Source organism: Streptomyces sp. NPDC057137, from assembly GCF_042670825.1.
Taxonomy (GTDB): domain Bacteria; phylum Actinomycetota; class Actinomycetes; order Streptomycetales; family Streptomycetaceae; genus Streptomyces.
Genome location: NZ_JBHUUW010000001.1, coordinates 140,073 through 164,890, shown reverse-complemented (window position 1 = coordinate 164,890; position 24,818 = coordinate 140,073). Strand labels below are relative to the sequence as shown.

Here is a 24,818-nt window from a genome sequence, read left to right as displayed (position 1 = left end):
GGGAGTCGTATGAGCGGGAAGCGTGCCACCACCGTCACAGCGACGGCCGTCCCTGCCACCACCGTCACTCCGGCGCCGACCGGTTGGAACACCTGGGACGTCCGCACGCACACCGGTATGAGCCTGCTGCCGTCCGGACCACGGGTGCGGTTCGGTGTACTCGGCGCCGAGGGACCGGTGCTCGACGGGTTCACCTGGCGCGACGGACTTGAGCGGCTGGGGCCGCACACCGTGGACGGCGCCTACGCCGAGGTGACGGTACGGGCGGCGGGCCACCGGCTGCGGCTGCTCTTCGCGGGCGGCCCCGGCGACGTCCTGCACGCCCGCGCCGAGTGCACGGGCGGGGGTGTCGTGCTGTCCGTGGAGGGCCTGGACGGTACGGGCTTCGACGGTACGGGCCCGGACGCCGCGAGCCTCGACGGTACGGTCTCCGACGGCACGGGCCCGGTCGGCACCGTCCTTGTGGGCGGCGCCCGTTGGACGGTCAGCGCCTCGTCGCCGGCCCGGCGGATCGAGGGGCCGGCCGACACGCTGCTCCTGACGTTCGCGGTCGAGGCCGGGGCCGTGGACCTGCGGATCGCGCCGGAGCACGCGCCCGGGACGGTCGCCGGGACCGGCACCGTACTAGCGGCGCGCCAGGGCGCCTCCTACCGGACCCGGCTGCGGTCCGGCGGCTGGCTGGGCGACGCCGCCGACGCACTGACCAGGGCCGTCACCTGGAACACCGTCTACGCGCCCGGCATCGACCGCGTCCTCACCCCGACGTCGCGGGACTTCGTCTGCGCCGAGCGGAAGGGCTTCTACGGCACCTGGGCCCTGCACGCCTGGGACACGTTCTTCACGGGCCTCGCCGCCTCCGCCGTCGACCGGGACTACGCGCGCGGCGTGTTCGGGCAGATCCTCCCGTACACCGACGGGGCCGGGATGATCCCGAACCGGATCTCGGACGACGGGGGCCGCACCGACGACCGTTCGCAACCGCCCGTCGGCGCGCTGACGGTGTATCAGGCGTATCTGGCGGGCGGCCTGTCGCCCGGGACCCGTGACGTGGCGCTGCTCGACGAGACCTTCCCGGCGCTGCTGGCCTGGCACGACTGGTGGCCCCGGGCCCGCCGGGGACCGCACGGACTGCTCGCCTGGGGCTCCGACCCGATCGCGGGCGACCCCGCGTCGGCGACCCTGGACCGGGCCAAACGGGAGTCCGGCCTGGACGATTCGCCGATGTACGACGAGGCTCTGTACGACCCGGTGACCCACACCATGGACCTCGCCGACGTCGGGCTGAACGCGCTGCACATCGCCGACGCCGAGGCACTGGCCGCGATCGCCGACATCCTGGGGGAGCCCGCGACGGCCGACCGGCTGCGCGCCGAGGCCGCCACGGCCAAGGCGGTCGCCGACCGGCTGCTGTGGGACGGCGAGCGGGGCGGCTACCGCAATCTCACGGCGGCGGGCACGCACGATCCGCATGTCTCGCCGACGATGCTGTACGCGCTGCTCGGCGGGTTGCCGGAGCCCGCGCGGGCGGCGGCCGTGGCCGCCGATCTGCTGAAGCCCGAAGCGCTCGGCGGTGTACGGCCACTGCCCAGCGTCGCCCGGAACGACCCCGGCTTCGCGGCGACGTACTGGCGCGGCCGGATCTGGGCACCGATGGCGTATCTCGCCGTACGGGGCCTGCGGCGGTACGAGCTGACCGAGCTGAGCCGGCCGGTGGTGGGGGCGCTGTTGCGGCTGTTTCTCGACGAATGGCGGGAGCACGGCCACGTCAGGGAGAACTATCCGGCCGCCGACGGGGAGAATCTGACGGGTCTTCAGAAGCGTTCGGACGGGCTGATGGCCTGGGGAGGTCTGTTGGCGTACCTCGCGTTCGGTGAACTGGCCGACGCACGTCCCGACGGCTGGCGGTTCGCCCACCCGGGGGAGCCCGCGGAGCTGTGCAACCTGCCGCTCGGCGAGGGCCGCCTCGACATCCGGGCGGCCGACCGGCTCACCGTCGGCCTGGCCGGACGTGTCCTGCTGGACATGGCGCCCGGCGTCGTCGTCCGGGGCTACCGGCTGACGGCCGACCGCGTCACCGGGACCGCCGAGGGCAACGGCGACCTGCTCGTCACACCACCGGGCGGCGGCCCGCCCGTGGCGCTGGACGTGCGGGGCGCGCCCCGGCACTTCACGTTCGGCCCCGCCGGACGAACGGCCGGGCGGGAAGCGCCGGACACGACCGACGGCGCGGACAGTACGGGCCAGGCGAACACCGCGGGCAACGCAATCGGCGACGCGCCAGGCGATACGGCAGGCGATACGGCAGGCAACACACGGGAGGGGAGCGGCATATGAGCGCGGAGACGGCGGCTGCCACGGACATCCTGATCGTCGGCGGGGGCCTCGGCGGCGTGGCCGCCGCGCTGGCCGCCCTCGACCGGGGCCGGTCGGTCCTGCTCACCGAGGAGACCGACTGGATCGGCGGCCAGCTCACCAGCCAGGGCGTACCGCCCGACGAGCACGCCTGGATCGAGCAGTTCGGCGCCACCCGCACCTACCGCGCGCTGCGCGAGGCGATCCGTGACCACTACCGGACGTGGTACCCGCTCACCGACGAGGCCAGGCGGCGCCGCCATCTCAATCCGGGCGAGGGGCGGGTGAGCGCGCTGTGCCACGAGCCCCGGGTCGCCGCCGCCGTTCTGGAGGCCATGGTCGCGCCGTACGTGTCGGCCGGGCGGCTGCGGATTCTGTACGGGCACCGGCCGGTGGCCGCGTCGGTGGACGGCGACCGGGTACGGTCCGTGGTCGTCGAGGGCCCGGACGGTACGCGGGTCGAGGTGTCGGCGCCGTACGTCCTGGACGCGACGGAACTCGGCGACCTGCTGCCGCTGACCGGCGCCGAGCATGTGACGGGCTTCGAGTCGCGGCGGGACACCGGGGAGCCGAGCGCGCCCGACGAGGCGCAGCCGGCCAACATGCAGGCGTTCTCCTGGGTGTTCGCCGTCGACCATCTCGCGGGTGAGGACCACACTGTCGACCGCCCGGCCGGTTACGACCGCTGGGCCGCGTACCGGCCGCCACAGTGGCCGAACCGGCTGCTGAGCCTGAGCGCGCCCGATCCGAGGACCCTGCGGACCGTGCCGCGCGGCTTCACGCCGAACGCCGAATCGGGGCCGGTGGTCGCCGACCAGAGCAAGGACGCGGGCGACAAGGAACTGTGGCAGTTCCGCCGGGTGGTCTCGCGGAAGCTGTACCGGCCCGGCTTCGTCACGAGCGACGTGACCATCGTCAACTGGCCCATGATCGACTACCTGCCCGGACCGCTGATCGGGGTGGACGACAAGGAGCGGGACCGGCATCTGGCGGGGGCCCGTGAGCTGAGCATGAGCATGCTCCACTGGCTCCAGACCGAGGCGCCCCGCCCCGACGGGGGTACCGGCTGGCCCGGCCTGCGGCTGCGCGGCGATGTGTTCGGTACGGCCGACGGGCTGGCCAAGGCGCCGTACATCCGTGAGTCACGCCGGATCGTCGCCCGGCGCCGGATCGTCGAACAGGACCTGTCGCTGACCGTCCGGGGCGAACAGGGCGCCGTGCGCTACCCGGACTCCGTCGGCATCGGGATGTACCGGATCGACCTGCACCCCTCCACCGGCGGCGACACCTACATCGACGTGGCCAGCAGCCCCTTCCAGATCCCGCTGGGCGCCCTGCTCCCCGTGCGGCTGCGGAATCTGCTGCCCGTGTGCAAGAACATCGGCACCACCCACATCACCAACGGCTGTTACCGGCTGCACCCCGTCGAGTGGAACATCGGCGAGGCTGCCGGGTCGCTGGCGGCGTACTGCCTCGACAACCGGCTCGACATCGAGCAGGTGTACGAGGACGGCGAGCGGCTGCGCCACTTCCAGGACGAACTCACGCGCGCCGGGGTCGAACTGGCCTGGCCCGAGGTCAAGGGGTACTGATGGACGGTCAGGACAGCGGGACCGACGGGGAGAGACGGACCGGCAAGGGGAGTCAGAGAGAGGGACAGGCGGACGGGCGCGCGCTGCTGGCCGGAGTCATGATCCCGTTGGTCACACCCATGGATCGGCCGGGCCGGCCGTCCGCCGAGGCCGCCGACGCCCTGCTCGGCGCCTTGGCGGCGGCAGGCGCACACGGCCTCATGCTCTTCGGCAGCAACGGCGAGGGCCCGCTGCTGCCGACGTCCCAACTGGGCGACTTCGCCGCCGGGGTGGCCAACCGCTGGCGCGAACTAACCTGCGGCGGGCCAGTGTTGGTCAACATCACGGCCCCCGGCACCGCCGAGGCGCTGGCGCGCGCGGAGGCGGTCCTGCCCGCCGAGCCGGACGCGCTCGTCCTCAGCCCGCCGATCTACTACCACCACAGGCACGACGAGATCGTCGCCCACTACGCGGCGACGGCAGGCCTCGGCGTACCCGTCGTCGCCTACAACGCCCCCCGCTACAGCAATCCGCTGACACCCGCCCTGCTCGACGAACTCGCCGACCTGGCGCACCTCGTGGGCATCAAGGACAGCTCTGGCGACCTCGCGTTGTTCGGCCGCGCGGTCGCGGCTGCCCGCCGTCGCGACGACTTCGGAGTCAGCCAGGGCGCGGAGGGGCAGGCGCTCGACGCGCTACGGCTCGGCGCCGACGGTCTGGTCCCCGGTGTGGCGAATCTCCTGCCGGGGACGGCTGTCGAGCTGTTCCGGGCCCACCGTGAGGGACGGGACGACGACGCGCGTCGCGCGCAACGACTGCTCGACGAGGCGCTGGTGCTGCACACCGTACGGCCCGGTGTGCCGGCGGTGAAGGCGGTCCTGGCCGAACGAGGGCTGTGCCCGCCGCATGTCGCGGCACCGTTCACACCGTGCTCCGTGGCGGAGCGGCACGCGCTGCTCGATCTGCTCGGCCCCCTCGACGCACATCTCATACGCGCCTGATCCGGCACGTACCGGATCCACTCGCGCCTGATCCGGTACGTGCCGGCTCCGTACGCCGCTGATCCGGCACCTGCCGGGTCCGCATGCCGCCGATCCGGTACCCACCGGGTCCGTACGTCGCTGATCCGGACCGTAACCCCCCGCGCCGGCTCACTCTCCTCCGTACCGCCCGAAAGGGGTGGCTCACCATGTCCGAAACCGGACCGAAGCGCACCGACATGAACCGCAGATCCTTCGCCCTGGGCGTCGCCGGTGTCTCGGCCACCGCCGCGTTCGGCCCCGGGGCGTCGGGATCCACGGCACACGCCGCCGACCGACGGCCCACGCCCGATCGGCGCGGCTCCTTCTTCGACGAGCGGACCCTGTGGGACTCCGTCGAGGGCCCGCTGGTGAACTACCACGTGCACGCCCTCGCCGTGCTGCCCGACGACACCATCCTCGCCGTGACCGAGGGCCGCCACGAGGTGTGCGACGCCGGGCCGCGCGATCTGCTGCTGCGCCGCAGCACCGACGGCGGCGAGACCTGGGAGGCGAGCCGCCCACTGGTCACCTCCGTCGGCGGGGAGTCCTGGGGCAATCCGGCGCTGGTCGTGGACCGGGAGACGCGAGAGATCTTCCTCTTCTTCATGCTCTCCCTGCGACTGCCGCAGAACACGTCCTGCTCCGGCGACTCCGGCGACCTGTATGTGATCTCCAGCCGGGACAGCGGCCGGACCTGGGGCAAAGTACGGAACCTGGCCGGTCTGTTCGACGGGTTTCCCTACAACTGGGCGCTGCACGGCCCCGGTCCCGGCCACGGACTCCAGCTCAAGTCCGGGCGCCTGCTGCTCAATTGCTCGCACCGCAGGGTGATCGTCGGCAACACCGTGGCCGAGCGGTACTACGGTGTCGCGCCGATCTACAGCGACGACCACGGCGTCACCTGGAAGGCGACCGGCGCAGTGCCCGTACAGGTCGAGTACCCCATGAATGAAGCGCGGATGGTGCAGCGGTCGGACGGCACCGTGCTCGTGAATGGCCGCGCCGCGGCCGGCGGCGAGGGACAGCGCATCGTCTCCGCCAGCTCGGACGACGGACTGACCTGGTCCCAGCCGGCGTTCGACGGCGGCACCGGCTCGTTCAACGCGGTGGACGCCGGCCTGCTGCGCTACACCGGCGGACCCGGCAGCCGCGACACCGACCGGCTGCTGTTCAGCCGCCCCGACTCGCCGGTCAGATACAACATGACGGTGTCGGTCAGTTACGACGAGGGCACCTCGTACCGGTACCGGCGGGTCATCAACGAACGCCGCTCCTTCTACTCGGATCTCGCCCGGCTGTCCGACGGCACCATCGTGCTCCTCTACGGCTGCGACGGCGACCTCGCGAGCGCCCCGCGCCGCGTGAACGTCTGCCGCTTCTCGCTCGACTGGCTGACCCGGGGCCGCGACACACTGCGTCGCGGCCCCCGCTACCGGGAGACGGTGGTCGCCCTGGCCGGCGCGGACCGCAGGGTCACGGGCGGCGCCGTGGACACCCGCGCCGATCCGCTCGCGCGCCGTGGCGAGCGACTGGTCCTCACCCCCGAACGGGTAGGCGGCTCGGCCGAGTTCACCTTCCGGGTGCCACGCACCGGCGAGTACGAGCTGCTGCTGCGCCACTACCGCTCGGCGGACGGCGCACTGGCCACGGTCACCCTGACCGGCACCAAGCTGCCCGCCTTCTCGATCGACACCACGGCGCAGTCGGCGGACGGCTACGACCTGGCCCGTATCGGCACGGCCCGGCTACGCGCCGGCCGGCACACCCTGCGGTGCGCGGTGACGGGCACCGGCAGGGGCGGCGGGACGTCGCTCGGCCTCGACTCGCTCAGCCTGATCGAGGCGCCGGGCTCCGCCGACGTACGCGAGGAAGTGGTCGTGGACAACGACCGGCTGGGCTTCGCCGTGGTCACCGGCAGCTGGCCGACGGCGACGGCGGACCCCGGCTACTGGGCGGGCAACTACCGTACGGCGCCCGCCGGTTCGGGCGAGCGGTTGGTGCGCTGGCGTCCGGCGGTGCCCCGGGACGGCACGTACGAGATCCAGACGTCCTACGCCCCGGGAGCCAACCGCGCGGGCAACGCCCCGTACACCGTCGTCCACGCGGCAGGCACCGACACCGTGCGGATCGACCAGCGGGTGGCCGGAGCCACGGAGCCGCGCGGCGGCTCGTGGGTCACGGTCGGCAGCTACCGGCTGCGGGCCGGTCTCACCACGTCGGTCGAGCTGAGCAACGACGCCGACGGCACGGTGGTCGCCGACGCGATCCGACTGCTGGGCCCGCGCACCTGACACCGGCCCCGGCCTCGTTCGAAGCAGATCGGGGCCGGGGCCGGGGCGTCGTTACGCCGACACCTCGGCCTTCGCGGCCGCGAGGAGCGCGTCGGAGAGCGGGTCGCCGTTGACCGCGCGGGCCAGGATCAGCGCGCCCACCATCGTGCTGAGACGGGCGAGGCCGTCATCGCCGTCGCCGGCCATCCGCTCCGCGAACTCCCTTACCCCCTCGGCGTACGTGTGCCGCGCCGCACTGCCCGCGGCGCCGCGCGCCATGTCGACGGCCAGGCCCGCCGTGGGACAGCCGCCGGCCATGTCGTCGCGGTGCCCGGGGGAGAGGTAGTCGTCGACGAACGCGCGCCGCGCGGCCTCCGGATCGCCGTCGTCCGCCCCCGGCCGTGCGACGAGCGGATCCTCCACCCCGTCGAACGCGCAGGCGGTGGCCTCGTCCACGAGGGCTTCCTTGGAGTCGAAGTGCTTGTAGAAGCCGCCGTGGGTGAGCCCGGCCGCCTTCATCAGGTCGGCGACGCTGACACCGGCGGTGCCCTGCTCGCGGAAGAGACGGGAGGCGGTGTCGACGATCCGACGGCGGTTCTCCTGCGCCTGTTCCTTCGATACGCGGCCCATCGGCCACCTCCCTGAAATATATGTTCGATGACATCTATCGTACGCCTCAACCCTTCCGCATTTAGATGTTGAGTGTAATCTAAGTGGTGTGGCAACGACCTGAAGAGGTCGTACGCCCCCGATGAAGGGATCAGGACCATGGAACTGAACAACGCCGTAGCGGTCGTCACCGGCGCCAACCGAGGACTGGGCCGCCGTATCGCCGAACAACTGCTGGAGCGCGGCGCCAAGGTGTACGCGGGAGCCCGCCGTCCCGAGACGGTCGATCTGCCCGGTGCCGTACCGCTGCGCCTCGACATCACCGATCCGGAGTCCGTCCGTGCCGCCGCGGCCGCCGCACCCGACGCCACGCTCCTGATCAACAACGCGGGCATCTCCACCCACACGCCGCTCGTGTACGGCCAACTCGACCGGATCCGCCTGGAGTTGGAGACCCACTTCTTCGGGACGCTTCAGGTGACCCGTGCCTTCGCGCCCGTCATCGAGGGCAACGGCGGCGGCTCGATCCTGAACGTGCTCTCCGTGCTGTCGTGGGTCCACCCGGCCGGATACGGCGCGTACAGCGCCGGCAAGGCCGCGGCCTGGTCCCTGACGGACTCGATCCGCGAGGAGCTGGCACCGCGCGGCATCCAGGTCTCCGCCCTGCACGTGGGCTACATGGACACCGACATGGCCGAGTACGTCGACCCGGCGCAGAAGACCGACCCGGCGTCCGTCGCGGCCCAGGCTCTGGACGGGCTGGAGAAGGGCACCCCGGAGATCCTGGCCGACGATCTGACACGCCAGGTCAAGCAGGGGCTGGGCGTGGTGACCGGCTGATCCGGTCCGGTCCGGGGCCTCCGGGGGCGGGTGGCCGGATCAGGCGTCCAGGGGTTCGGCGTACCGCCGGAACTCCGTACGGTCCTGGTGCATCCCCCAGAGCGTGTCGGCGAGCACGGCCGGGTCCTTGCGGGGATGGCCGGGGGTGATCGCGCCGGGAATGATGAGCTGCGCCGCGTGGATCCGATCCCCGGCGAGGGCGTCGTGCAGCATGTGCGCGTAGGCGCTCTCCGCGGCGAAGGCGATCGAGGTACCGGCGCGCTCGGGCTGCGGCTGGACGGCGGTGCCGCCGTTGATGAACAGCAGGGTGCCGCGCCCCAGGGAGCGCATGCCGGGCAGGACCTGGCGGACGGCTGTCATCGGTCCGACGACGGAGAACGCCAGCGGGCCCTCGATGTCGGCCGGAGACGTCTCCAGGACCGGCTTCATGAAGTCCCTGTGGGGGATGGGGCTGTACTGCAGGACCTCGACCGGGCCGAGGTCGGAGGCGGCGGCCTCCAGGGCGGCGGCGAGAGCGGCCGGGTCGGTCACGTCGGCGGCGAAACCGCGCGCGCTCACGCCTTCACCGCCGAGGTCGGTGGCGAGGGCGTCGACGTGTTCCTTGGTGCGGGAAACGAGGGCGACGTCGAAGCCTTCGCGTCCGAAGCGGCGCGCCACGGCGCTGCCCAGACCCGTGCCTGCTCCGACGATGGCGATGGTGGTCATGGGAAGTCCTTTGCTGTGGCTACAACTACGGCTACGGCTACGGCTACGAGTTCGACTCGGGCTCCGACTTCGGCTTCGGTTCAGCGGGGGACGAGCTTGAGGGTCGCGGCGCGAGCGTCGTCGGCGACCATGGGGTCGACATAAGTCTCGCTGTAGCTGCCGTACTTGCTGCGGTAGGCGGCGTCGAGCCGGTCGTTGAGGGCCGGGTCGTGCTCCTCCACGAAGGTGACGTCCTTGTCCACGCCGCCGGCGCTGATGCGGCCCGCGTGCCGCTTGGTGGCGTGGCGGTACCAGGTGCCGCCAGGGCCGTGAAAGGCGCGTACGTGCAGGTCGTCGCCCTCGCGGACCACCCAGATGGTCGTCGGCTCGCGCGGTGTGTCGTCGCTGCCCAGCGGGGCGATCTGCAACTCGTCGGCGTGCTCGATCCTGCTCAGCTCGTCCTTGGTCCAGGTGGCCATGGGGTGGTCTCCTTGTCGGCGGTGTCGGTGCGGCCGTCGGTGCGCCTGCCGGGTGCCCGTATGTCCGCGTACTCCCTTCCACACTGGCGACCACGACGCGCGACGCGCACCTCAACGAACCGGCGTAGCGTCCCAGGACCCGTCGGACCGGACGGAGCCCCGCACCGGAGATCCGCCCGTCGGCCGGTGCTTGCCGCCCCTCGGCTCGGCTACTCCATACGGATGAATCAGAGACGCGGCCACGGCCTGCCGGCGAGCCGTTCGATGTCGGTGTTGAAGCGCTTCAGATACGCGGCGAACGCGGCGATGTCCTCTTCCGGCCACTCGGACATGACCCGGTCCAGGGACTGGACGATGCCCTCGCGCTCCTCGTCGAGCACGCGTGCGCCCTCGTCCGTGATGCGGAACTTGCGAGCCATGCCGCCCTCGGGGTCCGGGATGCGCTTCACGAGCCCCGCGCGCATCGCCGCGGCCGTCTGCCGGTTGAGGGTGGAGGCGTCGAGCCCGAAGGCGTCGCTCAGTTCGCCGATCGACATCGGTCCCTGCAGGCGGATACGGCTGAGCAGGATGTAGGCGCTGCGCTCCAGTACGCCGTCCTTCCGGCGTCCGCCTTTCTGATTCAAGAACGTGTGGCGGCTGAGCAGCATCTGCTCGTACTCGATCTCGTGCGTGGCCCCGACCATGCCTGTGTCGCCTCCTGCTCTCTCGCGCCGGGCCATTCTCGCACCACGTCGGAACGGCCTGGACCCCATTCTCTCACGTGCATGCACCCTGCATGTAAAGTGCTCGATACATACGATATGTATGATGCACAAGTTCGTTTCGTGTTGGACAGCCCTAGGAGTCCCCTTTCATGGACGCCCCACAGCTCACCTCCCGCTCGGGCGGTGTGGTCGCCACGCTGGCGCTCGCCGGCACGACGGCCGCGATCATGCAGACGTTGGTCACCCCGCTGCTCGCCGATCTGCCCATGATCCTCAACACCTCGGCGTCGAACGCCACTTGGGTGATCACGACGACCCTCCTGGTGGCGGCCGTCTGCGTGCCGGTCGTCGGCCGGCTGGGGGACCTGCTCGGGAAGCGCCGCATGCTTCTCGTCTGCTCGGTGCCGCTGATCGTGGGCTCCGTGGTGTGCGCCCTCTCGTCCTCCGTCCTGCCGATGATCATCGGACGCGGGCTCCAGGGCATGGGGATGGGCATGGTCCCGCTGGGCATCGCCCTGCTGCGTGACGTCGTTCCCACCGAGAAGCTCAGCTCGTCCATCGCCCTGGTGAGCGCCTCCATGGGCATCGGCGGTGGCCTCGGCCTGCCGATCGCCGCGGCGGTCGCCCAGTACGCGAACTGGCGCGTCCTCTTCTGGGGCTCCGCCGTGCTCGCCACGATCATCGCGGTGCTGATCTGGTTCCTGATCCCGACCGTGCCGGCCGGTGCCAAGGGTCAGCGCTTCGACTATGTGGGCGCGATCGGTCTCGGCGCCGGTCTGGTCAGTCTGCTGCTCGCGATCTCCAAGGGCGCGGACTGGGGCTGGGGTTCGGGCACCACGCTCGGTCTGTTCGTCGCCGCCGTCGTGTTCCTGGTGGGCTGGGGCGCCTGGGAACTCCGTACGAAGGACCCGCTGGTCGACCTGCGTACCACGGCCCGCCCCAGGGTCCTGCTGACGAACATCGCGTCGATCTTCGTCGGATTCGCGATGTACGCCAGCATGCTGGTGATACCGCAGCTGCTCCAGTACCCGGAGGCCACCGGTTACGGCCTGGGGCAGTCGATGCTCGCGGCCGGCCTGTGGATGGCCCCCGGCGGCATCATGATGATGATCGTCTCCCCGCTCGGCGGCAAGCTGACGAACGCCTACGGCCCCAAGCTCACACTCCTCGGCGGAGTCCTGGTCATCGCGGCGGGCTACGGGCTGTCGCTCGCGCTGATGGGATCCGCCTGGGGAATCATGCTGGCCATCATGGTGATCAACAGTGGTGTGGGCCTCGCGTACGGCTCGATGCCCGCGCTCATCATGAGTTCCGTCCCGCTCTCCGAGACCGCCGCCGCCAACAGCTTCAACGCCCTCATGCGCTCCCTCGGCACGTCGATCGGCGCCGCGGTGGTCGGCCTGGTCCTCTCCCAGATGACCACCGACATCGGCGGCTTCAGCGTCACCTCCGAGAGCGGGTTCCGCACCGGCCTGATCATCGGCTGCGGTATCGCGCTGATCTCCGCCGCGATCGCGGCGGTCATCCCGGCCGTACGCACCGTCACCGGCGGCCTGGAGAAGACGCACGCGAGCGCCGAGCCCGAGAAGTCCGCCGTCCAGGCGTGAACGGTGTGAACGCCTCGGGCGCGTACGGCCGTTGAGGCGCACGTGGCCGAGGCCGCTTCACCCGGTGGTGCCGCATCGTGTGGCGCGTCGGACGCGTGTGCCGCACCGCGGGCCCGCCGGAGCCGGCACCCGACGGAAGGACGAGAGATGCACCGCGTACTCCTCACGGGCGGTCCCACCCTCGTGCGCGACGCCTACGCGCACATCATCGGGGCGTCCGCCGTCCTCACCCTCCAGGGCCAGACCGCCACCCTCCCCGACGCCCTGGCCCAACTGCCCGCCGTCCGGCCGGATCTCCTCCTCATCGACGCCGGGGCACTGCCCAACAGCCCCACGGCCGCGACCCAGTTGGTACTGCGTCAGGCCGCCGCCGGCACGAGGCTCGCCGTCATCGGCTCCGTCCCGCCCTCGGACATCGCCTTCTTCGTACGCGCCGGGGTCACGGGCATCCTCGGCCGGGACATCGACGTACCCCACTTCGTGGCGGCCCTCGATCTGGTGAGCGGGGGAGGACTGGTCATCTCCTCCCTCGACGCGCTGCTGGCGGCCCACAACACCCGCGCCGTCGCGCCGCCTTCGGCGCTGGAGCACCTCTCCGACCGGGAACGCCAGGTCCTCGCCCTCGTCGCGAGTCAGCGCGACAACAACGCGCTCGCCCAGCTTCTCGGCCTGAGCCCGCTCACCGTGAAGACCCACGTCAACCGGATCCTGCGCAAACTCGGCGCCACGAGCCGCGCGCACCTCGTCGCCATCGCCTACGAGAGCGGCCTCATCACTCCCGGGACTCCCGGGACTCCCGGGACGCCGCTCCCGCTGTCCTGACCCGCCGGCGCCGAGCCACGGAGCGTGGCCGCCGAGCGGACGAGTGACGCGACCGCCCGGGAGCGGCTGCCCGGCGGCCAGGCGATCACCGTGGTGACGTCCGGCGCGTCGACGGCGACGGGAGCGTAACGCCACCGGCCCGGTCGTCACGGCCGGAGCACCGCCTTCACGATGCCGTCCGCGCGGCGGTCGAACGCGTCGTAGAGACCCGGCGCGTCGGCCAGCGAACCGTGATGGGTCACGACCTTCTCGGGGTGCGCCCTGCCGTCCAGCACCAGGTCCCGCAACAGGCGGGTGTAGCGGCGGTCGTGGGTGCGGCCGAATCCGACATGGATGCCCTTGTCGAACAGTGTGGCCCACGGCACCTGGAGCGACCCGTCGCGGTGACCCTCTTGCGCCGGGTCGAGGTCCTTGGCGGCGAAGACCCCCGCGATACCGAGCGATCCGGCGGGGTTCACCAGCCGAGCGAGATCGTCGATGACCTGGCGCGGATTCTCCCGCCCCGGTTCGGAGCGGTCGCGGGCCTGGAATCCGACCGCGTCGATGCCGCAGTCCACTCCGTCCGCGCCCTCCTCCCCGGGCGGCAGCCCGCGCTCACGCCGGTGGTCGCGGATCCGCCGGACCGGGTCGCCCTCGGTGAAGTCCACCGGTACAGCGCCGAACTCGGCGGCCACGGCCAGCCGTTCGGCGACGTGGTCCACCACGAAGACCTGGCCGGCGCCACGGATGACGGCCGAGTGGGCGGCGAGCAGCCCGACCGCCCCGGCGCCGAACACGGCGACGGTGTCGCCCGGCCGCACCCGGGCCAGTTCGGTGGCGTGCCAGCCGGTGACGAACGCGTCCGCCAGCAGCACGAACGCGTCCTCGTACCGGTCGCCGGGCTCCCCGGGCAGCGGTACGCAGTTGGCGTCCGCGTACGGCACGCGCAGCAACTCGGCCTGGGCGCCCCGGAACGGTCCCATGCCGGCGTAACCGTACGCGGCGCCGAAAGCGCCGGGTCTGATCCGGCTGCACGCGGCGGTCCGCCCACGGGCGCAGTTGGGGCAGACCCCGCAGAACAGATGGGTGGGCATCACGACCCGGTCGCCCGCCGCGACCGCCGTGACGGCGGCGCCGGTCCGCTCCACGACACCCAGCGGCTCATGGCCCAGGACGAGGCCGGGCTCCGCGCCCGTGCGGCCGTCGTACATGTGCAGGTCGGTGCCGCACAGGGCGCTGGAGGTGATGCGTACCAGCGCGTCCGTCGGCTCCTGAAGGGCCGCGTCCTCGACCTCGTGCACGGACACACGGCGGGTGCCGTCGTAGACCACGGCTTTCATGGGGTGTCTCCAGTTGTCGGTGTGGTGGGGGTGGACCGGTTCGGGCGGGGGGAAACGGCCACGCACGCCAGTGCCGCCGACGCCCAGAGCAGCGGTACGGCCATCGCCCAGGGCGCGGACGCCGCGTACACGAGCGCGGCCACGGCCGCGCCGGCGGTGAGCGCGACAAGCCGCGCCAGGGAACCCAGGTCCGCACGGCGTTCGCCCGCCGGTCCGACCGCGCGCACGACCAACTGGGTGAGGGTGCCGGTGAAGTAGGTCCCAGGCCCGCCCGCCGCGCCCGTCCGGGCCAGTGCGGCGGACTGCGTCCCCATGGCGACGGCGACCGCGACGAGCACGACATCGAGCCACGGCTGCGCGGGCGCCCCGCCGGCCGCGCCCCAGACGACGGCGACGGCGGCCAGGAGTACGACCTCGGCGGCGAGCCAGCGCACGACCGTGCGGGGCCAGTGCGTCTCCCGCTCCTCCGGTCGCCGCCGGCTGAAGGGCGCCACGGCCGCGACGCCCGCGACATAACCCCCGAGGGCCAGCAGCGGCGCGGCCGGACCGCCCTCGTCCCCGGTCCCCGTCAGGGAGAGCCCCAGCAGCACGAGATTGCCGGTCATCACACCGGCGAAGACCCGGCCCAGCGCGATGAACGCCAGCACGTCAACCGCGCCCGAGGCCCCGGCGAACAGGATCAGCGCACCCCACTGGGCGCGCCCCGGACGCACCGGCTCGGTCGTCGACACCCGTCACCGCCTCCGCGTCCGCTGCCCGAAGAGGCCACCAATACGGCGCCGGGGCCCGCCCCGCACCACGCCGAGCCGATCCCGCCGACCGGCTCACCCGTCCGGCGCAAGTCTTGACGCGGGGGCGGTCGGGAGGGTCTAAGGGGTGTCTAGTCCTCCGGTTTGGCCTCTTCCGCGTTCCGCCAGATCGTGAGGTCGAAGGTGACGTACGTCGAGCCTTCGGCGCCGCCCTTGCCCTGGTACGTCGCGACCGCGATATGGCCCGCGTCGCTGAGCACGCAGAACTCCGACCCGTCACTGAGCTGGTCGAGAGTGATTCTCTCGGTGAAGCGGGTCTCCGCGCGGCAGGTCTCCAGGGAGCCCTTCTGCGCGTTGTTCAGCAGGATGAACTTGCCGTTGTCGGTTCCGATGTAGTTGTCCTCCCCGAACAGGCTGTCCACGTAGTAGTACAAGTCCCCGCCGCCGTAGGAGACGTCCCCCTCCGCGGGCCGCGGGGGATTGTCGGCGAGCATGACCTGGTAGCTCTCCGTCACGTCGATGCCCTTGTACGAGGCCGACTTGGGGTCGGGCCGCTTCTTGCCCGCGTCCGTGCCCGACGTCTCGCCGTTGTCCGAGCCGCCCCCCGCGCTGCTGCTGCTGCCGCCGCTGGGCGACTTGGACTCGTCGTCCTTCCCGGAGCCGTCCGGCAACAGGGAACCGATGACCCCCAGGACGACGATCGCGCCCACGACCGACGCGGCGACGATCAGCCCGGTCCGCTGCTTCCGCTTGGGCGGCCGCGGGGGCACGTAGGGAGCGTGGACGACGGGCGGCGGCGTGTGGTAGCCCGGCGGAGGCGTGGGCTGCATCGGGTAGCCGGGCGGCGGGGTGTGGTGGCCCTGCGTGGGGTGTGCCGGATAACCGGGCGGCGGCGGTACCGGGCCGGGAGCGCCCGGCCCGGTCTGCGGCGGCACGGCGAAACCGGTCGGCGCGTACGGGTTCACCGTGCCCGGCGCCGGCGGCTGCGGCGAGAACTGGGTCGGCGTCGGCGCCACGCTCGGCTGCGGCGGCGGGGTCTTCGCCGGCTCCGGCAGCTGCAGCCGCTCGGTGATCGATCCGGCGACCGCCTGCGGCAGCCAGTCCTCGCCCTGGCGCAGCGCGACGGGCGAGATCTCGTGACACAGCTCGATGATCTCCGTCAGGCTCGGCCGCCCGGCCGGGTCGCGCGTCAGACAGCGGGTCACCAGGGGCAGCAGCTCCGCCGGCACGCGGCTGAGATCGGGGTCCTCGTGGACGATCCGGTAGAGCACCGCGTGCGACGACCCCTCGCCGTAAGCGGGTGAACCGATCGCCGCGAACGCCGCGATCTGGCCGAGGGCGAAGATGTCGGTGGCGGGGGAGACCGTACCGGCCGCCGCCTGTTCGGGCGCCATGAACGCCGGGGTGCCCACGCTGACGCCGGTACCGGTGAGGGCGGTGGTGTCGGCGGCGCGGGCGATACCGAAGTCGATCACGCGGGGGCCGTCGGAGGCCAGAAGCACATTGGCGGGCTTCAGGTCACGGTGCACGATGCCCGCGCCGTGGATGACATGGAGGGCCTCGGCGACCCCGACGGACAGCAGCAGCACGCTCCGCAACGGCAGCGCGCCGTGCTGGGCCACCGCGTGCGCGAGAGAGGGACCCGGCACGTACGCCGTGGCGAGCCACGGCTGCGAGCCCTCGGTGTCGGAGTCGATGACCGGCGCGGTGTACAGACCCTGCACCCGCTGCGCGGCCTGGACCTCCCGCTGGAAGCGCCGCCGGAATTCGGGGTCCTCGCTGAACTCGGGCCGGATCACCTTGAGCGCGATGGGCCGGCCGCCCGGTGTGTACGTGAGGTACACCTTGCCCATGCCGCCGGTGCCGAGCACGGCCGCGAGGCGATAACCACCGACAACGGCCGGGTCGCCTTCCCCGAGCGGTTTGAAAAGGTTGGCGGAAGGTGTGCTGGTCATGGTGGATCATCCCCTGTTAACGGCAGTTGAGCGCCTGCCGAAGCCCCGAAGTCAACCGGGAGCGTATCGACTTTCCTTCCGAGTCCTCACCGCGCGGCGCAACAACCCTGCAACAACCCTGCCGCGGTGGCCCCGCGGACGGGATGCGTGAGGGCGTACGGGCCCGCGGGCGTACGGGTACGGACGCGGGGGTCCCACGCGGCGTACCCCTTCCGCCCTCTCCGCTCCCGACGGTTGCGCGCATTGCCAGGATCCTTCGCTTCGCTTACCTTTGCATCGTGCATCCAGGTGTAAGGCTCGTTACGCGCATTCACGTCGACCTTCTGCGGTCGGCCAGCGCGCTCTGTCTTTAGTGCCACCTGACGCGTAGTCGCGTTTTCTCGCGCTCACGCGGATTCGCCTGATCTCGCTCTCCGTAGCGCACCGATCACGGCCACGTTCTCGCCTTTCCCGTTTCCCCCTTTTCCTGTCGTTTTCCCATTCCCAACGCACGGTGCCTCGTCGTGGGTTGTCGCCGTCCGACGGCTTCAGGCGCCGACCGCCGTCGTGCGCTGCCCGCGAGCCGTGACCCTCCCCATTTCTTCAGAAAGGCATGACCGTCCATGGGCTACCGAGCCGCCGAAGACCGTTACGAGAAACTGCCGTACCGCCGCGCCGGTAACAGCGGTCTCGTCCTGCCCGCTCTCTCCTTCGGCCTGTGGCAGAAGTTCGGTGACGATTATCCGTTCGACACCCAACGGGACATCGTTCTGCACGCGTTCGATCTCGGAATAACCCATTTCGATATCGCCAATCGTTACGGCCCGCCCGCCCGCGCGGCGGAGAAGTTCTTCGGACGGATCGTCAAGAGCGATCTGGGGCCGTACCGCGACGAGATCCTGATCTCGACCAAGGCCGGCAACCCCGTCGGGGACAGCCCCTATCTCAAGGGCGGCTCGCGCAAGTCACTCCTGGCGTCGCTCGACCACAGCCTGCGCGACCTCGGCGTCAGTTACGTCGACGTCTTCTACTCGCACCGCCCGGATCCCACGACTCCGCTGGAGGAGACCGTAGGAGCCCTGGTCAGCGCGGTCGAGCAGGGCAAGGCGCTCTACGTCGGCATCTCGAACTACCCCAGCGAACTCGCCCACGAGGCAGCCGAGTTGCTGCGTAGCGCGAACGTACCGCTGCTCCTGCACCAGCCGCGCTACTCCATGTTCGACCGGAGCCCCGAGACCGACGGCCTGCTCAAGGTGGCGGCCGACGACGGCACCGGCGTGATCGTCTACTCGCCGCTGGCACAGGGACTGCTCACCGACAAGTACCTGGACGGCACCGTGCCCGCCGACGCCCGCGCGGCGGTCAGCCGCTTCCTGTCGCCGGACGACATCAGCGACATCTACCGCGAGCGGGCCGGCGCCCTGAACGACATCGCGAGGAAGCGCGGCCAGTCGCTCGCCCAGCTGGCGCTGCAGTGGGTGCTCCGCCGGCCGGAGGTGACCAGCGCGCTCATCGGGGCGAGTTCGACCTGGCAGCTCGACCACAACGTCAGGGCGGCGACGGAGTTCTCGCCGCTGACCGACGAGGAGCTGGCGCTGATCGACCAGTACGCCGTCCACGGCACCGGCCTCCGCGCGCGCCGTGGCTGAGACCGGGGCCGACGCCGGGACCGAGGCGGCGCCAGGCCCGAGGCCGTCGGAGAACAACTCACCGAGCAAGGCCACCCTGCTCGACAGCGAATCGGAGCACTGACATGAGCGACGAATACCTCTGGTACATCCCCAACACGGTCGAGCCCGGCCACCGCGGTGACGACACGGCCGACGGATGGGGCACGCTCGGCTTCTCCACCGAGATCGCCCGGGCCGCCGAGGAACACGGCTGGGGCGGAGCCCTCATCGGTACGGGATGGGGCCGGCCGGACACCTTCACCGTGGCCACCGCGCTCGCCGCCTGTACCACCACGTTCAAACCACTCGTGGCGATACGGCCCGGCTACTGGCAGCCCGCGCACTTCGCCAGCGCCGCCGCCACCCTCGACCAGCTCAGCGGGGGACGCCTGTTGGTCAACATCGTCAGCGGCCTCGACAACGCAGGGGCGTACGGCGACGGCGAGAGCGACCCGGCCCGCCGGTACGACCGCACCCGGGAATTCCTCCAACTCGTGCGCCGGCTCTGGACGGAGGAGAACGTCACCTTCCGGGGCGAGTTCTTCGGGGTCGAGGACTCGACGGTCAGCCCGCGCCCGTACGGCGCCGAGAACGGCCGTACCCCGAGGCTCTATTTCGGCGGCGCCTCGGCGGCGGCGGAAGCGGTCTCGGCCACCGAGGCCGACGTCCAGCTCTTCTGGGGAGAACCCCTCGACGGCGTGGCCGAGCGGATCGACCGTCTCAAGAAGCTGAGCGAATCCCTCGGCCGTACCCACGCACCGCTGGAGTTCGGCCTGCGCATCACCACGCTGGTCCGCGACACGACGGAGGAGGCCTGGCACGACGCCGAGGCGAAGGTGGCCAAACTGGCGGGCGCCCGTGATTCGACGATCAACCCCCAACGGCGCCGAGCCGTCGGCCAGCAGCGGCTCTACGACCTGGCCGAGCGCGGCGAGGTGCTGGACTCCTGCCTCTACACCGCCCCTGGCCGGGTCGGCGGCGGGGGCGCCGGGACCACCTGGCTGGTCGGCTCTCCGGACGATGTGGCCGCCGCCCTGCGGAAGTACGGCGAACTCGGTATCACCCACTTCGTCCTCTCCGACACCCCGTACAAGCCGGAGGTCGCCCGTATCGGCGATCAGCTTCTCAGCCGGCTCCGGGAACACGCCCCCGTGTGACGGCCGCGTCGGCGATGATGGGGGCACGCCGCCGGGGGAGCGGCGTGCCTGGGGGGCTTCGATGAACGACGGCGTTGTGGTGCGCGAGATGCTGGTGGAGACCGGCGAGGTGCGGTCTCTCGTGTGGGACGGGGACGATCTGCTGGACCCGGTGGGTGGTTGGCGCCGCTGGTCACCCGACGGGAGGGAGCACCGGCGCACGCGGCGGAGGTTTGCGGAGTGTTACGACCGCGCCGTCACCTCACCGTCCGGCCGGTGGACCGTCGTGTACGGCGAGCGGGGTACGCGCGGCCTGCTGCTCGACGGGCGGAAAGCGGTCCGTGAACTGCGCCGGGACGAGGAGCAGTTCGAGTCCTACGACTACCCGGTGGGCCTGGGGGAGCTGTCCGACGGCAGGGAAGTGCTGGTGCACTGCCCCGAGCGCTACGACCGGCTCCAGATCGAGGACGTCGCCACGGGTGAGCGCCTGGCCGCGGGGTCCGAGGCGGAGATGTCGAACCTGTTCCACGCGCGGCCGGCGGTCAGTCCGGGCGGTCGGTGGCTGATGTCGGCGGGCTGGGTGTGGCACCCGGCGGGCATCTGTGAGGTGTACGACCTGGACCGGGCCCTGACCGACGCCTCGGTGCTGGACGGGGACGGCCTTCTGGACCCCTTGTCGCTGAGCTATGACGAGGTGGACTCCGCCTGTTGGCTCGACGGCGACAGACTGGCCGTGGTCGTCGGCGACGTCGGCTGGGAGCACCCGGTGGACGAGGGGCTGGGGCGGCACCGACTCGGCGTGTGGTCCTGCTCCAAGGCGGCATGGCTCTACCGCCATGACGTTCCCGGGCCGCTCGGCGCGATCGTCGGGTGCGGCGAAGCGGTCCTCGCGCTGTACGAGTATCCGCGCCTGTTCGACATCCGTACCGGTCAGCTCGTCGCGCGGTGGCCGCAGCTGCCCATGTACCGGCGGCAGGGTTCGTACGGTGTGACCCATATGCCGTCATCCGTCGCCGCCGTGCACCCGGACGGCACCCGGGTGGCGATCGCGCTCGAAAGCGGCATCGCGGTCATCCGCCTCCCGTAGGCCGGGCGCCGTCACGGAAGCAGCGGGGCGCGCAGGGCGCTCCGTCCGGCGCGCCATGCGTCCAGCAGATGGGCCGCCAGCCGGTCCTCCACGAGGACGGTGGCCCGGACCCCGAAGGCGACATCCGGCTCCAGGTGCGGCTCGTCGGCCAGCAGTCCGGCGACGACCTCACGCCGGACGACCTGTTCATGGACGGCGTCCGCCTCCACGTGCTCGGCGTAGAAGCGCTCGGCGGCGGCACCCGCACCCGTCCGCCGCATGGCGTGGGCCAGCCGCCGGGAGCCCGGGGAGGACGTCACCTCCACCGCGGCGAAATGACCGACGAGAGCGCCCCGCAGCGCGCGCTGCAGTCCGAGCGCGGACATGAGATTGACGACGGCCAGCGCCTGCGCGGGCGCGACGTCCACGTAGTGCCCGTAACGGACGTCCAGCTCCAGGTCGGCCATGAGATCGGCGAACAGCCGCGCGTGCAGGTCCTCGGCGCGCCCGGCGCCGTACTCGTCGTACTCGACGGCCACCATGCCCGCCTTCGCCCTGCCGTGCAGGCGGGGAAGAACCCAGGCGTGCGGGTCGCCCTCCTTGAGGTGGTAGAGCGAGCGCAGCGCCGCGTACTCACGCAGCTGCTCCCGGGTGCCCTCGCGGTCCAGGAAGTGGGTCGTGCTCGTCCCGTCGTCCCCCACGGGCTCGACCAGCAGCCCCGCCAGGGCGTCGTCCGCGCCACCACCCCCGGGCACGGCTTCCCGTACGGCCCCGAGGAACCGGTCCTCCAGCACGCGGCGCACCCGCAGCAGCTCCGGGTCCCACTCGCGCCGGTCGTCGACCCCGTCGAAACCCTGGTAGTGCAGCTCGTACAGGACGTACAGGGCCAGTTGCAGATCGTCACCGAAAGGGTCCGCGCCCGCCGGGGACTCCGGCGGGAGCGCCACGGCCGTCCCTTCGCCCAGCGCCGTACGCACGGAGGCCGAGACCGCACCCCGTGGTTCCGGCAGCGGCGGGCTCAGCGCACGTGACTCACGGTACGTCGGCACGGCCGGGCCCCTCCGTGTGGTCGCCGGGTGGTCCGGGGCGGTCCTCGCCCCGGACCCGGCGGCGGTGGCTCGTGTCGCACCACGGGTAGGAACGGCTGCGGCGGCAGACACACAGGGCGACGACGAAGCGGTCCGAGACGAAGGTGTTCCCCGCCTCGTCCACCACCTCCACCGGCCCCTCGACGAGGACCGGCCCCTCGCGGCTGACAGCGACACGGCACGGGCGTCGTCGTGGGTGCTGGGACGCGTTCGACATCGTTGACCACCAACTCCCCGGACCGAGGTACCTCACCTCCCCAAGCTCCTCCTACCCCCGGAGACCCACCACCCGAGAAGGTGACCGAGCGGGATTCCGGGCCTTCATGAAGAAATCCTCATCCCCGCTTCATGCTGGCGATCGGCCCGCTCACCAGGATGGGCCGCATGGCCTTCTCACCTCGTCTGGCGGCCCTGGCGGCCGTCGTCGCCATCCCGCTCGGCATCGCCGCGACCAGCTACGCTATGACCGACAGTCCCGACGCGCCCAAGGTGCCCCCCGGCGTACAGCTCTCCAACACGCCGAGTGGCACGCCCAGCGGCACACCGGACGACCGGCGGAGCACCGGGCCTGGGTCTTCGCCCACGGGCTCACCCACCGGTTCGCCCACGGGTCCATCCACCGCTTCGCCGGGCGGGACATCCGACGACGACGTCGTTCCGGGGCCGTCGGCCGGCAACGGTGACGACGATGACGACGACTTCGGTGATGACGGTTGACGTTCCGAGGGTCTCCGCCCGGGTGCGGATCCTGCTGTGGCTGTTGGTGGTGATGACGGTGGCCCTGGGGGCCGTGGCCGTCACGGTGCGCTCGATCCTCCACCGGGACGTGGAACACCGCATCAGCCAGTTGCTGTCCCAGGAGACGGGCGAGTTCGCGAACTTCGTGGTCCAGGGCGTGGACCCGGACACCGGCCGGAGTTTCGGCGACTCGCGCAAGCTGCTCCAGACCTTTCTGCAACGGCAGTACGCCGACCGGGACGAGGAGTTGCTGGGCCTGCCCCGCTCCTCCGCGACCCGGTCGGACATCGTCCGGCAGCGCCGCGACATCCCCGACCACATCGCCCTGTGGCAGGACGACACGTCGCTGAAGCGGATCCTCGCGGCCAAGGGCTCCTCCGGCACACTGCACCGTTCGCAGGGGGAGCTGCGCTGGGCCAAGGTCACCATCCGGCCGCTCGGTGACGAGCCTCCCGGCGCCCTGATCGTCGCCTTCCACGCGGACCGCGAACGGGCCGTCGCCGACAAGACGTTCTGGACACTGCTGGCCCTGTCGGGCATGGCGCTCGTCCTGGCGAGCGGTATCGGCTGGGCCGTCGCCGGCCACATCCTGGCGCCCGTCCGCCTCGTACGGAAGACCGCCGCCGAGCTGACCGAGCGGGATCTCACCCGGCGTATCCCCGTCGAGGGGCGGGACGACATCGCGGCGCTCGCCGAGACCTTCAACGGCATGCTCGACCGACTGGAGCAGGCGTTCGCCGCGCAACGGGTGTTCGTGGACGACGCGGGTCACGAGCTGCGCACACCCATCACCATCGTGCGCGGGCACCTGGAACTGATGGGCGACGATCCCGCCGACCGGGAGGAGACGATACGTCTCGTCACGGACGAACTCGACCGGATGAGCCGCATCGTCGAGGACCTGCTCCTGCTCGCCCGAGCGGAGCGGCCCGACTTCGTCCGCCCCGAACCGGTCCAGCTCGCCGAGCTGACCGCCGACGTCTTCGTCAAGGCCCGCACGCTCGGCGAGCGGGAGTGGCTGCTGGACACGGTCGCCGACCGCGAGGCACCGCTGGACCCGCAGCGGATCACCCAGGCGATGGTCCAACTCGCCCAGAACGCCGTCCAGCACACGGTGCCGGGCCAGCGCATACGGATCGGCTCGCAGGCGCACGGCGAGCGGATCGAGCTGTACGTCGCCGACAACGGACCCGGGATCCCACCGCAGGACGCCGAGGTGATCTTCGAGAGGTTCCGGCGCGGCACGGCCCGCCGGGGCGCCCGCACCAGCGGCGCCGGACTCGGACTGGCCATCGTCAAGGCCATCGCGGAAGGCCACCACGGCCGGGTCGAACTGCGCCGTACCGACGGCGGCGGCGCCACCTTCGTACTCATTCTGGAGACGGGCTCATGAACCGAATTCTGATCGCCGAGGACGAGGAACGGATCGCCTCCTTCGTGGAGAAGGGCCTCCGCGCCAACGGCTTCACCACCGTCGTCGCCGACGACGGCGACTCCGCACTGCACCACGCCGTGTCCGGCGGCTTCGACCTGGTGCTCCTCGACATCGGCCTGCCGGGGCGGGACGGCTTCACCGTCCTGCGGGAGATGCGCGAGGCGCGCGTCACGCTGCCCGTCATCGTGCTGACGGCCAGGGACTCCGTACGCGACACCGTGGCCGGACTCGAAGGCGGCGCCGACGACTGGATGACCAAGCCGTTCCGCTTCGAGGAACTGCTGGCGAGGGTACGGCTCCGGTTGCGTACGGCGGCGCGGGCGCCGGAAGTCACCATGCTGCGCAGCGGCAGCCTCAGCCTCGACCTGAGGACCCGGCGCGCACGGGCCGACGAGCGGACCGTGGATCTGACGGCGCGTGAGTTCGTGCTGCTGGAGATGTTCCTGCGCCACCCCGGCCAGGTGCTGTCGCGCGAGCAGATCCTCTCCCATGTGTGGGGCTACGACTTCGACCCCGGCTCCAACATCGTGGACGTCTATGTCCGGGCGCTGCGGCGGAAGTTGGGCGCCGAGCGGCTGGAGACGATACGGGGGATGGGCTACCGGATGCCGTGAACGCGGCCCGTGGGCCGGGGTACTTGGAGTCTCCCGCCGGGGCGTCGGCACCGTCGCGTACATGAAGCGGCTTTCACCCAAGCCTCATTCGGACCTCACGGCCCGCCCC

At 71.6% G+C, this 24,818-nt stretch carries 23 protein-coding genes and 1 pseudogene; 14 read left to right on the top strand and 10 right to left on the bottom strand.

Annotated features, from left to right (window positions below):
• The first annotated feature begins 9 nt into the window (after positions 1-9).
• From ACFT9I_RS00660 to ACFT9I_RS00645, 4 genes are all read left to right on the top strand, one after another.
• Positions 10-2,334: a trehalase family glycosidase gene (locus tag ACFT9I_RS00660; protein ID WP_382558925.1), complete on the top strand. Its 2,325-nt coding sequence runs from the start codon at positions 10-12 to the stop codon at positions 2,332-2,334.
• Positions 2,331-3,944, top strand: a complete 1,614-nt coding sequence (locus ACFT9I_RS00655; RefSeq protein WP_382558923.1) for an FAD-dependent oxidoreductase — start codon at positions 2,331-2,333, stop codon at positions 3,942-3,944. Before ACFT9I_RS00660 ends, ACFT9I_RS00655 begins: the two co-directional genes overlap by 4 nt.
• Entirely contained in the window at positions 3,944-4,924 is a 981-nt protein-coding gene (locus tag ACFT9I_RS00650) for a dihydrodipicolinate synthase family protein (RefSeq protein ID WP_382558921.1), read from the top strand. Before ACFT9I_RS00655 ends, ACFT9I_RS00650 begins: the two co-directional genes overlap by 1 nt.
• Before the next feature lie 188 nt (positions 4,925-5,112).
• A complete protein-coding gene (locus ACFT9I_RS00645; RefSeq protein ID WP_382558919.1) occupies positions 5,113-7,236 on the top strand; it encodes an exo-alpha-sialidase in 2,124 nt (707 codons plus the stop codon).
• Positions 7,237-7,287: 51 nt separating this feature from the next.
• On the opposite strand, the gene ACFT9I_RS00640 is transcribed toward ACFT9I_RS00645, so the two are convergent.
• Positions 7,288-7,845: a TetR/AcrR family transcriptional regulator gene (locus tag ACFT9I_RS00640; protein WP_382558917.1), complete on the bottom strand. Its 558-nt coding sequence runs from the start codon at positions 7,843-7,845 to the stop codon at positions 7,288-7,290.
• 138 nt (positions 7,846-7,983) lie between these two features.
• Here ACFT9I_RS00640 and ACFT9I_RS00635 point away from each other — a divergent pair, with 138 nt between their 5' ends.
• Positions 7,984-8,664 (top strand): SDR family oxidoreductase, encoded by a 681-nt coding sequence (locus ACFT9I_RS00635; protein WP_382558915.1) that lies wholly within the window; start codon positions 7,984-7,986, stop codon positions 8,662-8,664.
• Positions 8,665-8,703: 39 nt separating this feature from the next.
• On the opposite strand, the gene ACFT9I_RS00630 is transcribed toward ACFT9I_RS00635, so the two are convergent.
• From ACFT9I_RS00630 to ACFT9I_RS00620, 3 genes are all read right to left on the bottom strand, one after another.
• Positions 8,704-9,369 carry an SDR family NAD(P)-dependent oxidoreductase gene (locus ACFT9I_RS00630; protein ID WP_382558913.1) on the bottom strand — a complete coding sequence of 222 codons (666 nt, stop codon included), beginning with the start codon at positions 9,367-9,369 and terminating at the stop codon, positions 8,704-8,706.
• An 80-nt stretch (positions 9,370-9,449) separates the two neighbouring features.
• The gene (locus ACFT9I_RS00625; protein WP_382558912.1) at positions 9,450-9,827 is read right to left on the bottom strand and encodes a DUF2255 family protein; all 378 of its coding nucleotides are present in this window, start codon (positions 9,825-9,827) and stop codon (positions 9,450-9,452) included.
• 227 nt (positions 9,828-10,054) lie between these two features.
• Positions 10,055-10,510 carry a MarR family winged helix-turn-helix transcriptional regulator gene (locus ACFT9I_RS00620; RefSeq protein ID WP_382558910.1) on the bottom strand — a complete coding sequence of 152 codons (456 nt, stop codon included), beginning with the start codon at positions 10,508-10,510 and terminating at the stop codon, positions 10,055-10,057.
• A 170-nt stretch (positions 10,511-10,680) separates the two neighbouring features.
• Between ACFT9I_RS00620 and ACFT9I_RS00615 the strand changes: the two genes are divergently transcribed.
• Both ACFT9I_RS00615 and ACFT9I_RS00610 read left to right on the top strand, forming a co-directional pair.
• On the top strand, positions 10,681-12,138 hold the full coding sequence (locus tag ACFT9I_RS00615; protein WP_382558908.1) for an MFS transporter: 1,458 nt from the start codon (positions 10,681-10,683) through the stop codon (positions 12,136-12,138).
• Positions 12,139-12,285: 147 nt separating this feature from the next.
• Positions 12,286-12,960 carry a DNA-binding response regulator gene (locus ACFT9I_RS00610; RefSeq protein ID WP_382558907.1) on the top strand — a complete coding sequence of 225 codons (675 nt, stop codon included), beginning with the start codon at positions 12,286-12,288 and terminating at the stop codon, positions 12,958-12,960.
• Here ACFT9I_RS00610 and ACFT9I_RS00605 read toward each other — a convergent pair.
• The 4 genes and pseudogenes from ACFT9I_RS00605 to ACFT9I_RS00590 form a co-directional block, all read right to left on the bottom strand.
• Positions 12,894-13,073: pseudogene (locus ACFT9I_RS00605) on the bottom strand (hypothetical protein); the annotation flags it as partial. The gene ACFT9I_RS00610 and the pseudogene ACFT9I_RS00605 overlap by 67 nt on opposite strands.
• 33 nt (positions 13,074-13,106) lie before the next feature.
• The gene (locus ACFT9I_RS00600) at positions 13,107-14,279 is read right to left on the bottom strand and encodes an alcohol dehydrogenase catalytic domain-containing protein (RefSeq protein WP_382558905.1); all 1,173 of its coding nucleotides are present in this window, start codon (positions 14,277-14,279) and stop codon (positions 13,107-13,109) included.
• On the bottom strand, positions 14,276-15,010 hold the full coding sequence (locus ACFT9I_RS00595; protein ID WP_382558903.1) for a YoaK family protein: 735 nt from the start codon (positions 15,008-15,010) through the stop codon (positions 14,276-14,278). Before ACFT9I_RS00595 ends, ACFT9I_RS00600 begins: the two co-directional genes overlap by 4 nt.
• A gap of 149 nt (positions 15,011-15,159) precedes the next feature.
• Positions 15,160-16,983 (bottom strand): serine/threonine-protein kinase, encoded by a 1,824-nt coding sequence (locus tag ACFT9I_RS00590; RefSeq protein ID WP_382558901.1) that lies wholly within the window; start codon positions 16,981-16,983, stop codon positions 15,160-15,162.
• 143 nt (positions 16,984-17,126) lie between these two features.
• Here ACFT9I_RS00590 and ACFT9I_RS00585 point away from each other — a divergent pair, with 143 nt between their 5' ends.
• The 4 genes from ACFT9I_RS00585 to ACFT9I_RS00570 all read left to right on the top strand — a co-directional run bounded on the left by ACFT9I_RS00585 (position 17,127) and on the right by ACFT9I_RS00570 (position 20,855).
• On the top strand, positions 17,127-17,336 hold the full coding sequence (locus ACFT9I_RS00585) for a putative leader peptide (RefSeq protein WP_382558899.1): 210 nt from the start codon (positions 17,127-17,129) through the stop codon (positions 17,334-17,336).
• 249 nt (positions 17,337-17,585) lie between these two features.
• Complete coding sequence (locus ACFT9I_RS00580; RefSeq protein WP_382558897.1) at positions 17,586-18,611, top strand: aldo/keto reductase; 1,026 nt, start codon at positions 17,586-17,588, stop codon at positions 18,609-18,611.
• 104 nt (positions 18,612-18,715) lie between these two features.
• Positions 18,716-19,789 carry an LLM class flavin-dependent oxidoreductase gene (locus ACFT9I_RS00575; protein ID WP_382558896.1) on the top strand — a complete coding sequence of 358 codons (1,074 nt, stop codon included), beginning with the start codon at positions 18,716-18,718 and terminating at the stop codon, positions 19,787-19,789.
• 61 nt (positions 19,790-19,850) lie between these two features.
• The gene (locus ACFT9I_RS00570; protein ID WP_382558894.1) at positions 19,851-20,855 is read left to right on the top strand and encodes a hypothetical protein; all 1,005 of its coding nucleotides are present in this window, start codon (positions 19,851-19,853) and stop codon (positions 20,853-20,855) included.
• 11 nt (positions 20,856-20,866) lie between these two features.
• Here ACFT9I_RS00570 and ACFT9I_RS00565 read toward each other — a convergent pair whose 3' ends face one another.
• Both ACFT9I_RS00565 and ACFT9I_RS00560 read right to left on the bottom strand, forming a co-directional pair.
• Entirely contained in the window at positions 20,867-21,883 is a 1,017-nt protein-coding gene (locus ACFT9I_RS00565) for an iron-containing redox enzyme family protein (protein ID WP_382558892.1), read from the bottom strand.
• The gene (locus ACFT9I_RS00560; RefSeq protein WP_382558890.1) at positions 21,867-22,139 is read right to left on the bottom strand and encodes a CDGSH iron-sulfur domain-containing protein; all 273 of its coding nucleotides are present in this window, start codon (positions 22,137-22,139) and stop codon (positions 21,867-21,869) included. Before ACFT9I_RS00560 ends, ACFT9I_RS00565 begins: the two co-directional genes overlap by 17 nt.
• A 167-nt stretch (positions 22,140-22,306) precedes the next feature.
• On the opposite strand from ACFT9I_RS00560, the gene ACFT9I_RS00555 reads away from it, so the two are divergent.
• Genes ACFT9I_RS00555 through ACFT9I_RS00545 form a run of 3 tightly spaced genes read left to right on the top strand, consistent with a single transcriptional unit; the run spans position 22,307 to position 24,709 of the window.
• Complete coding sequence (locus ACFT9I_RS00555; protein WP_382558888.1) at positions 22,307-22,639, top strand: small hydrophilic protein; 333 nt, start codon at positions 22,307-22,309, stop codon at positions 22,637-22,639.
• Positions 22,611-24,053, top strand: a complete 1,443-nt coding sequence (locus ACFT9I_RS00550) for an ATP-binding protein (protein ID WP_382558886.1) — start codon at positions 22,611-22,613, stop codon at positions 24,051-24,053. The genes ACFT9I_RS00555 and ACFT9I_RS00550 overlap by 29 nt, the downstream gene beginning before the upstream one ends.
• The gene (locus ACFT9I_RS00545) at positions 24,050-24,709 is read left to right on the top strand and encodes a response regulator transcription factor (protein WP_023536688.1); all 660 of its coding nucleotides are present in this window, start codon (positions 24,050-24,052) and stop codon (positions 24,707-24,709) included. The genes ACFT9I_RS00550 and ACFT9I_RS00545 overlap by 4 nt, the downstream gene beginning before the upstream one ends.
• Positions 24,710-24,818: the final 109 nt, after the last annotated feature.

Excerpts from the sequence above, each read along its gene's own strand:
- ACFT9I_RS00660 (WP_382558925.1), top strand. The coding sequence starts at position 10 with ATGAGCGGGAAGCGTGCCACCACCGTCACAGCGACGGCCGTCCCTGCC.
- ACFT9I_RS00655 (WP_382558923.1), top strand. The coding sequence starts at position 2,331 with ATGAGCGCGGAGACGGCGGCTGCCACGGACATCCTGATCGTCGGCGGG.
- ACFT9I_RS00650 (WP_382558921.1), top strand. The coding sequence starts at position 3,944 with ATGGACGGTCAGGACAGCGGGACCGACGGGGAGAGACGGACCGGCAAG.
- ACFT9I_RS00645 (WP_382558919.1), top strand. The coding sequence starts at position 5,113 with ATGTCCGAAACCGGACCGAAGCGCACCGACATGAACCGCAGATCCTTC.
- ACFT9I_RS00640 (WP_382558917.1), bottom strand. The coding sequence starts at position 7,845 with ATGGGCCGCGTATCGAAGGAACAGGCGCAGGAGAACCGCCGTCGGATC.
- ACFT9I_RS00635 (WP_382558915.1), top strand. The coding sequence starts at position 7,984 with ATGGAACTGAACAACGCCGTAGCGGTCGTCACCGGCGCCAACCGAGGA.
- ACFT9I_RS00630 (WP_382558913.1), bottom strand. The coding sequence starts at position 9,369 with ATGACCACCATCGCCATCGTCGGAGCAGGCACGGGTCTGGGCAGCGCC.
- ACFT9I_RS00625 (WP_382558912.1), bottom strand. The coding sequence starts at position 9,827 with ATGGCCACCTGGACCAAGGACGAGCTGAGCAGGATCGAGCACGCCGAC.
- ACFT9I_RS00620 (WP_382558910.1), bottom strand. The coding sequence starts at position 10,510 with ATGGTCGGGGCCACGCACGAGATCGAGTACGAGCAGATGCTGCTCAGC.
- ACFT9I_RS00615 (WP_382558908.1), top strand. The coding sequence starts at position 10,681 with ATGGACGCCCCACAGCTCACCTCCCGCTCGGGCGGTGTGGTCGCCACG.
- ACFT9I_RS00610 (WP_382558907.1), top strand. The coding sequence starts at position 12,286 with ATGCACCGCGTACTCCTCACGGGCGGTCCCACCCTCGTGCGCGACGCC.
- ACFT9I_RS00600 (WP_382558905.1), bottom strand. The coding sequence starts at position 14,279 with ATGAAAGCCGTGGTCTACGACGGCACCCGCCGTGTGTCCGTGCACGAG.
- ACFT9I_RS00590 (WP_382558901.1), bottom strand. The coding sequence starts at position 16,983 with ATGACCAGCACACCTTCCGCCAACCTTTTCAAACCGCTCGGGGAAGGC.
- ACFT9I_RS00585 (WP_382558899.1), top strand. The coding sequence starts at position 17,127 with ATGCGTGAGGGCGTACGGGCCCGCGGGCGTACGGGTACGGACGCGGGG.
- ACFT9I_RS00580 (WP_382558897.1), top strand. The coding sequence starts at position 17,586 with ATGGGCTACCGAGCCGCCGAAGACCGTTACGAGAAACTGCCGTACCGC.
- ACFT9I_RS00575 (WP_382558896.1), top strand. The coding sequence starts at position 18,716 with ATGAGCGACGAATACCTCTGGTACATCCCCAACACGGTCGAGCCCGGC.
- ACFT9I_RS00570 (WP_382558894.1), top strand. The coding sequence starts at position 19,851 with ATGAACGACGGCGTTGTGGTGCGCGAGATGCTGGTGGAGACCGGCGAG.
- ACFT9I_RS00560 (WP_382558890.1), bottom strand. The coding sequence starts at position 22,139 with ATGTCGAACGCGTCCCAGCACCCACGACGACGCCCGTGCCGTGTCGCT.
- ACFT9I_RS00555 (WP_382558888.1), top strand. The coding sequence starts at position 22,307 with ATGGCCTTCTCACCTCGTCTGGCGGCCCTGGCGGCCGTCGTCGCCATC.
- ACFT9I_RS00550 (WP_382558886.1), top strand. The coding sequence starts at position 22,611 with ATGACGACGACTTCGGTGATGACGGTTGACGTTCCGAGGGTCTCCGCC.
- ACFT9I_RS00545 (WP_023536688.1), top strand. The coding sequence starts at position 24,050 with ATGAACCGAATTCTGATCGCCGAGGACGAGGAACGGATCGCCTCCTTC.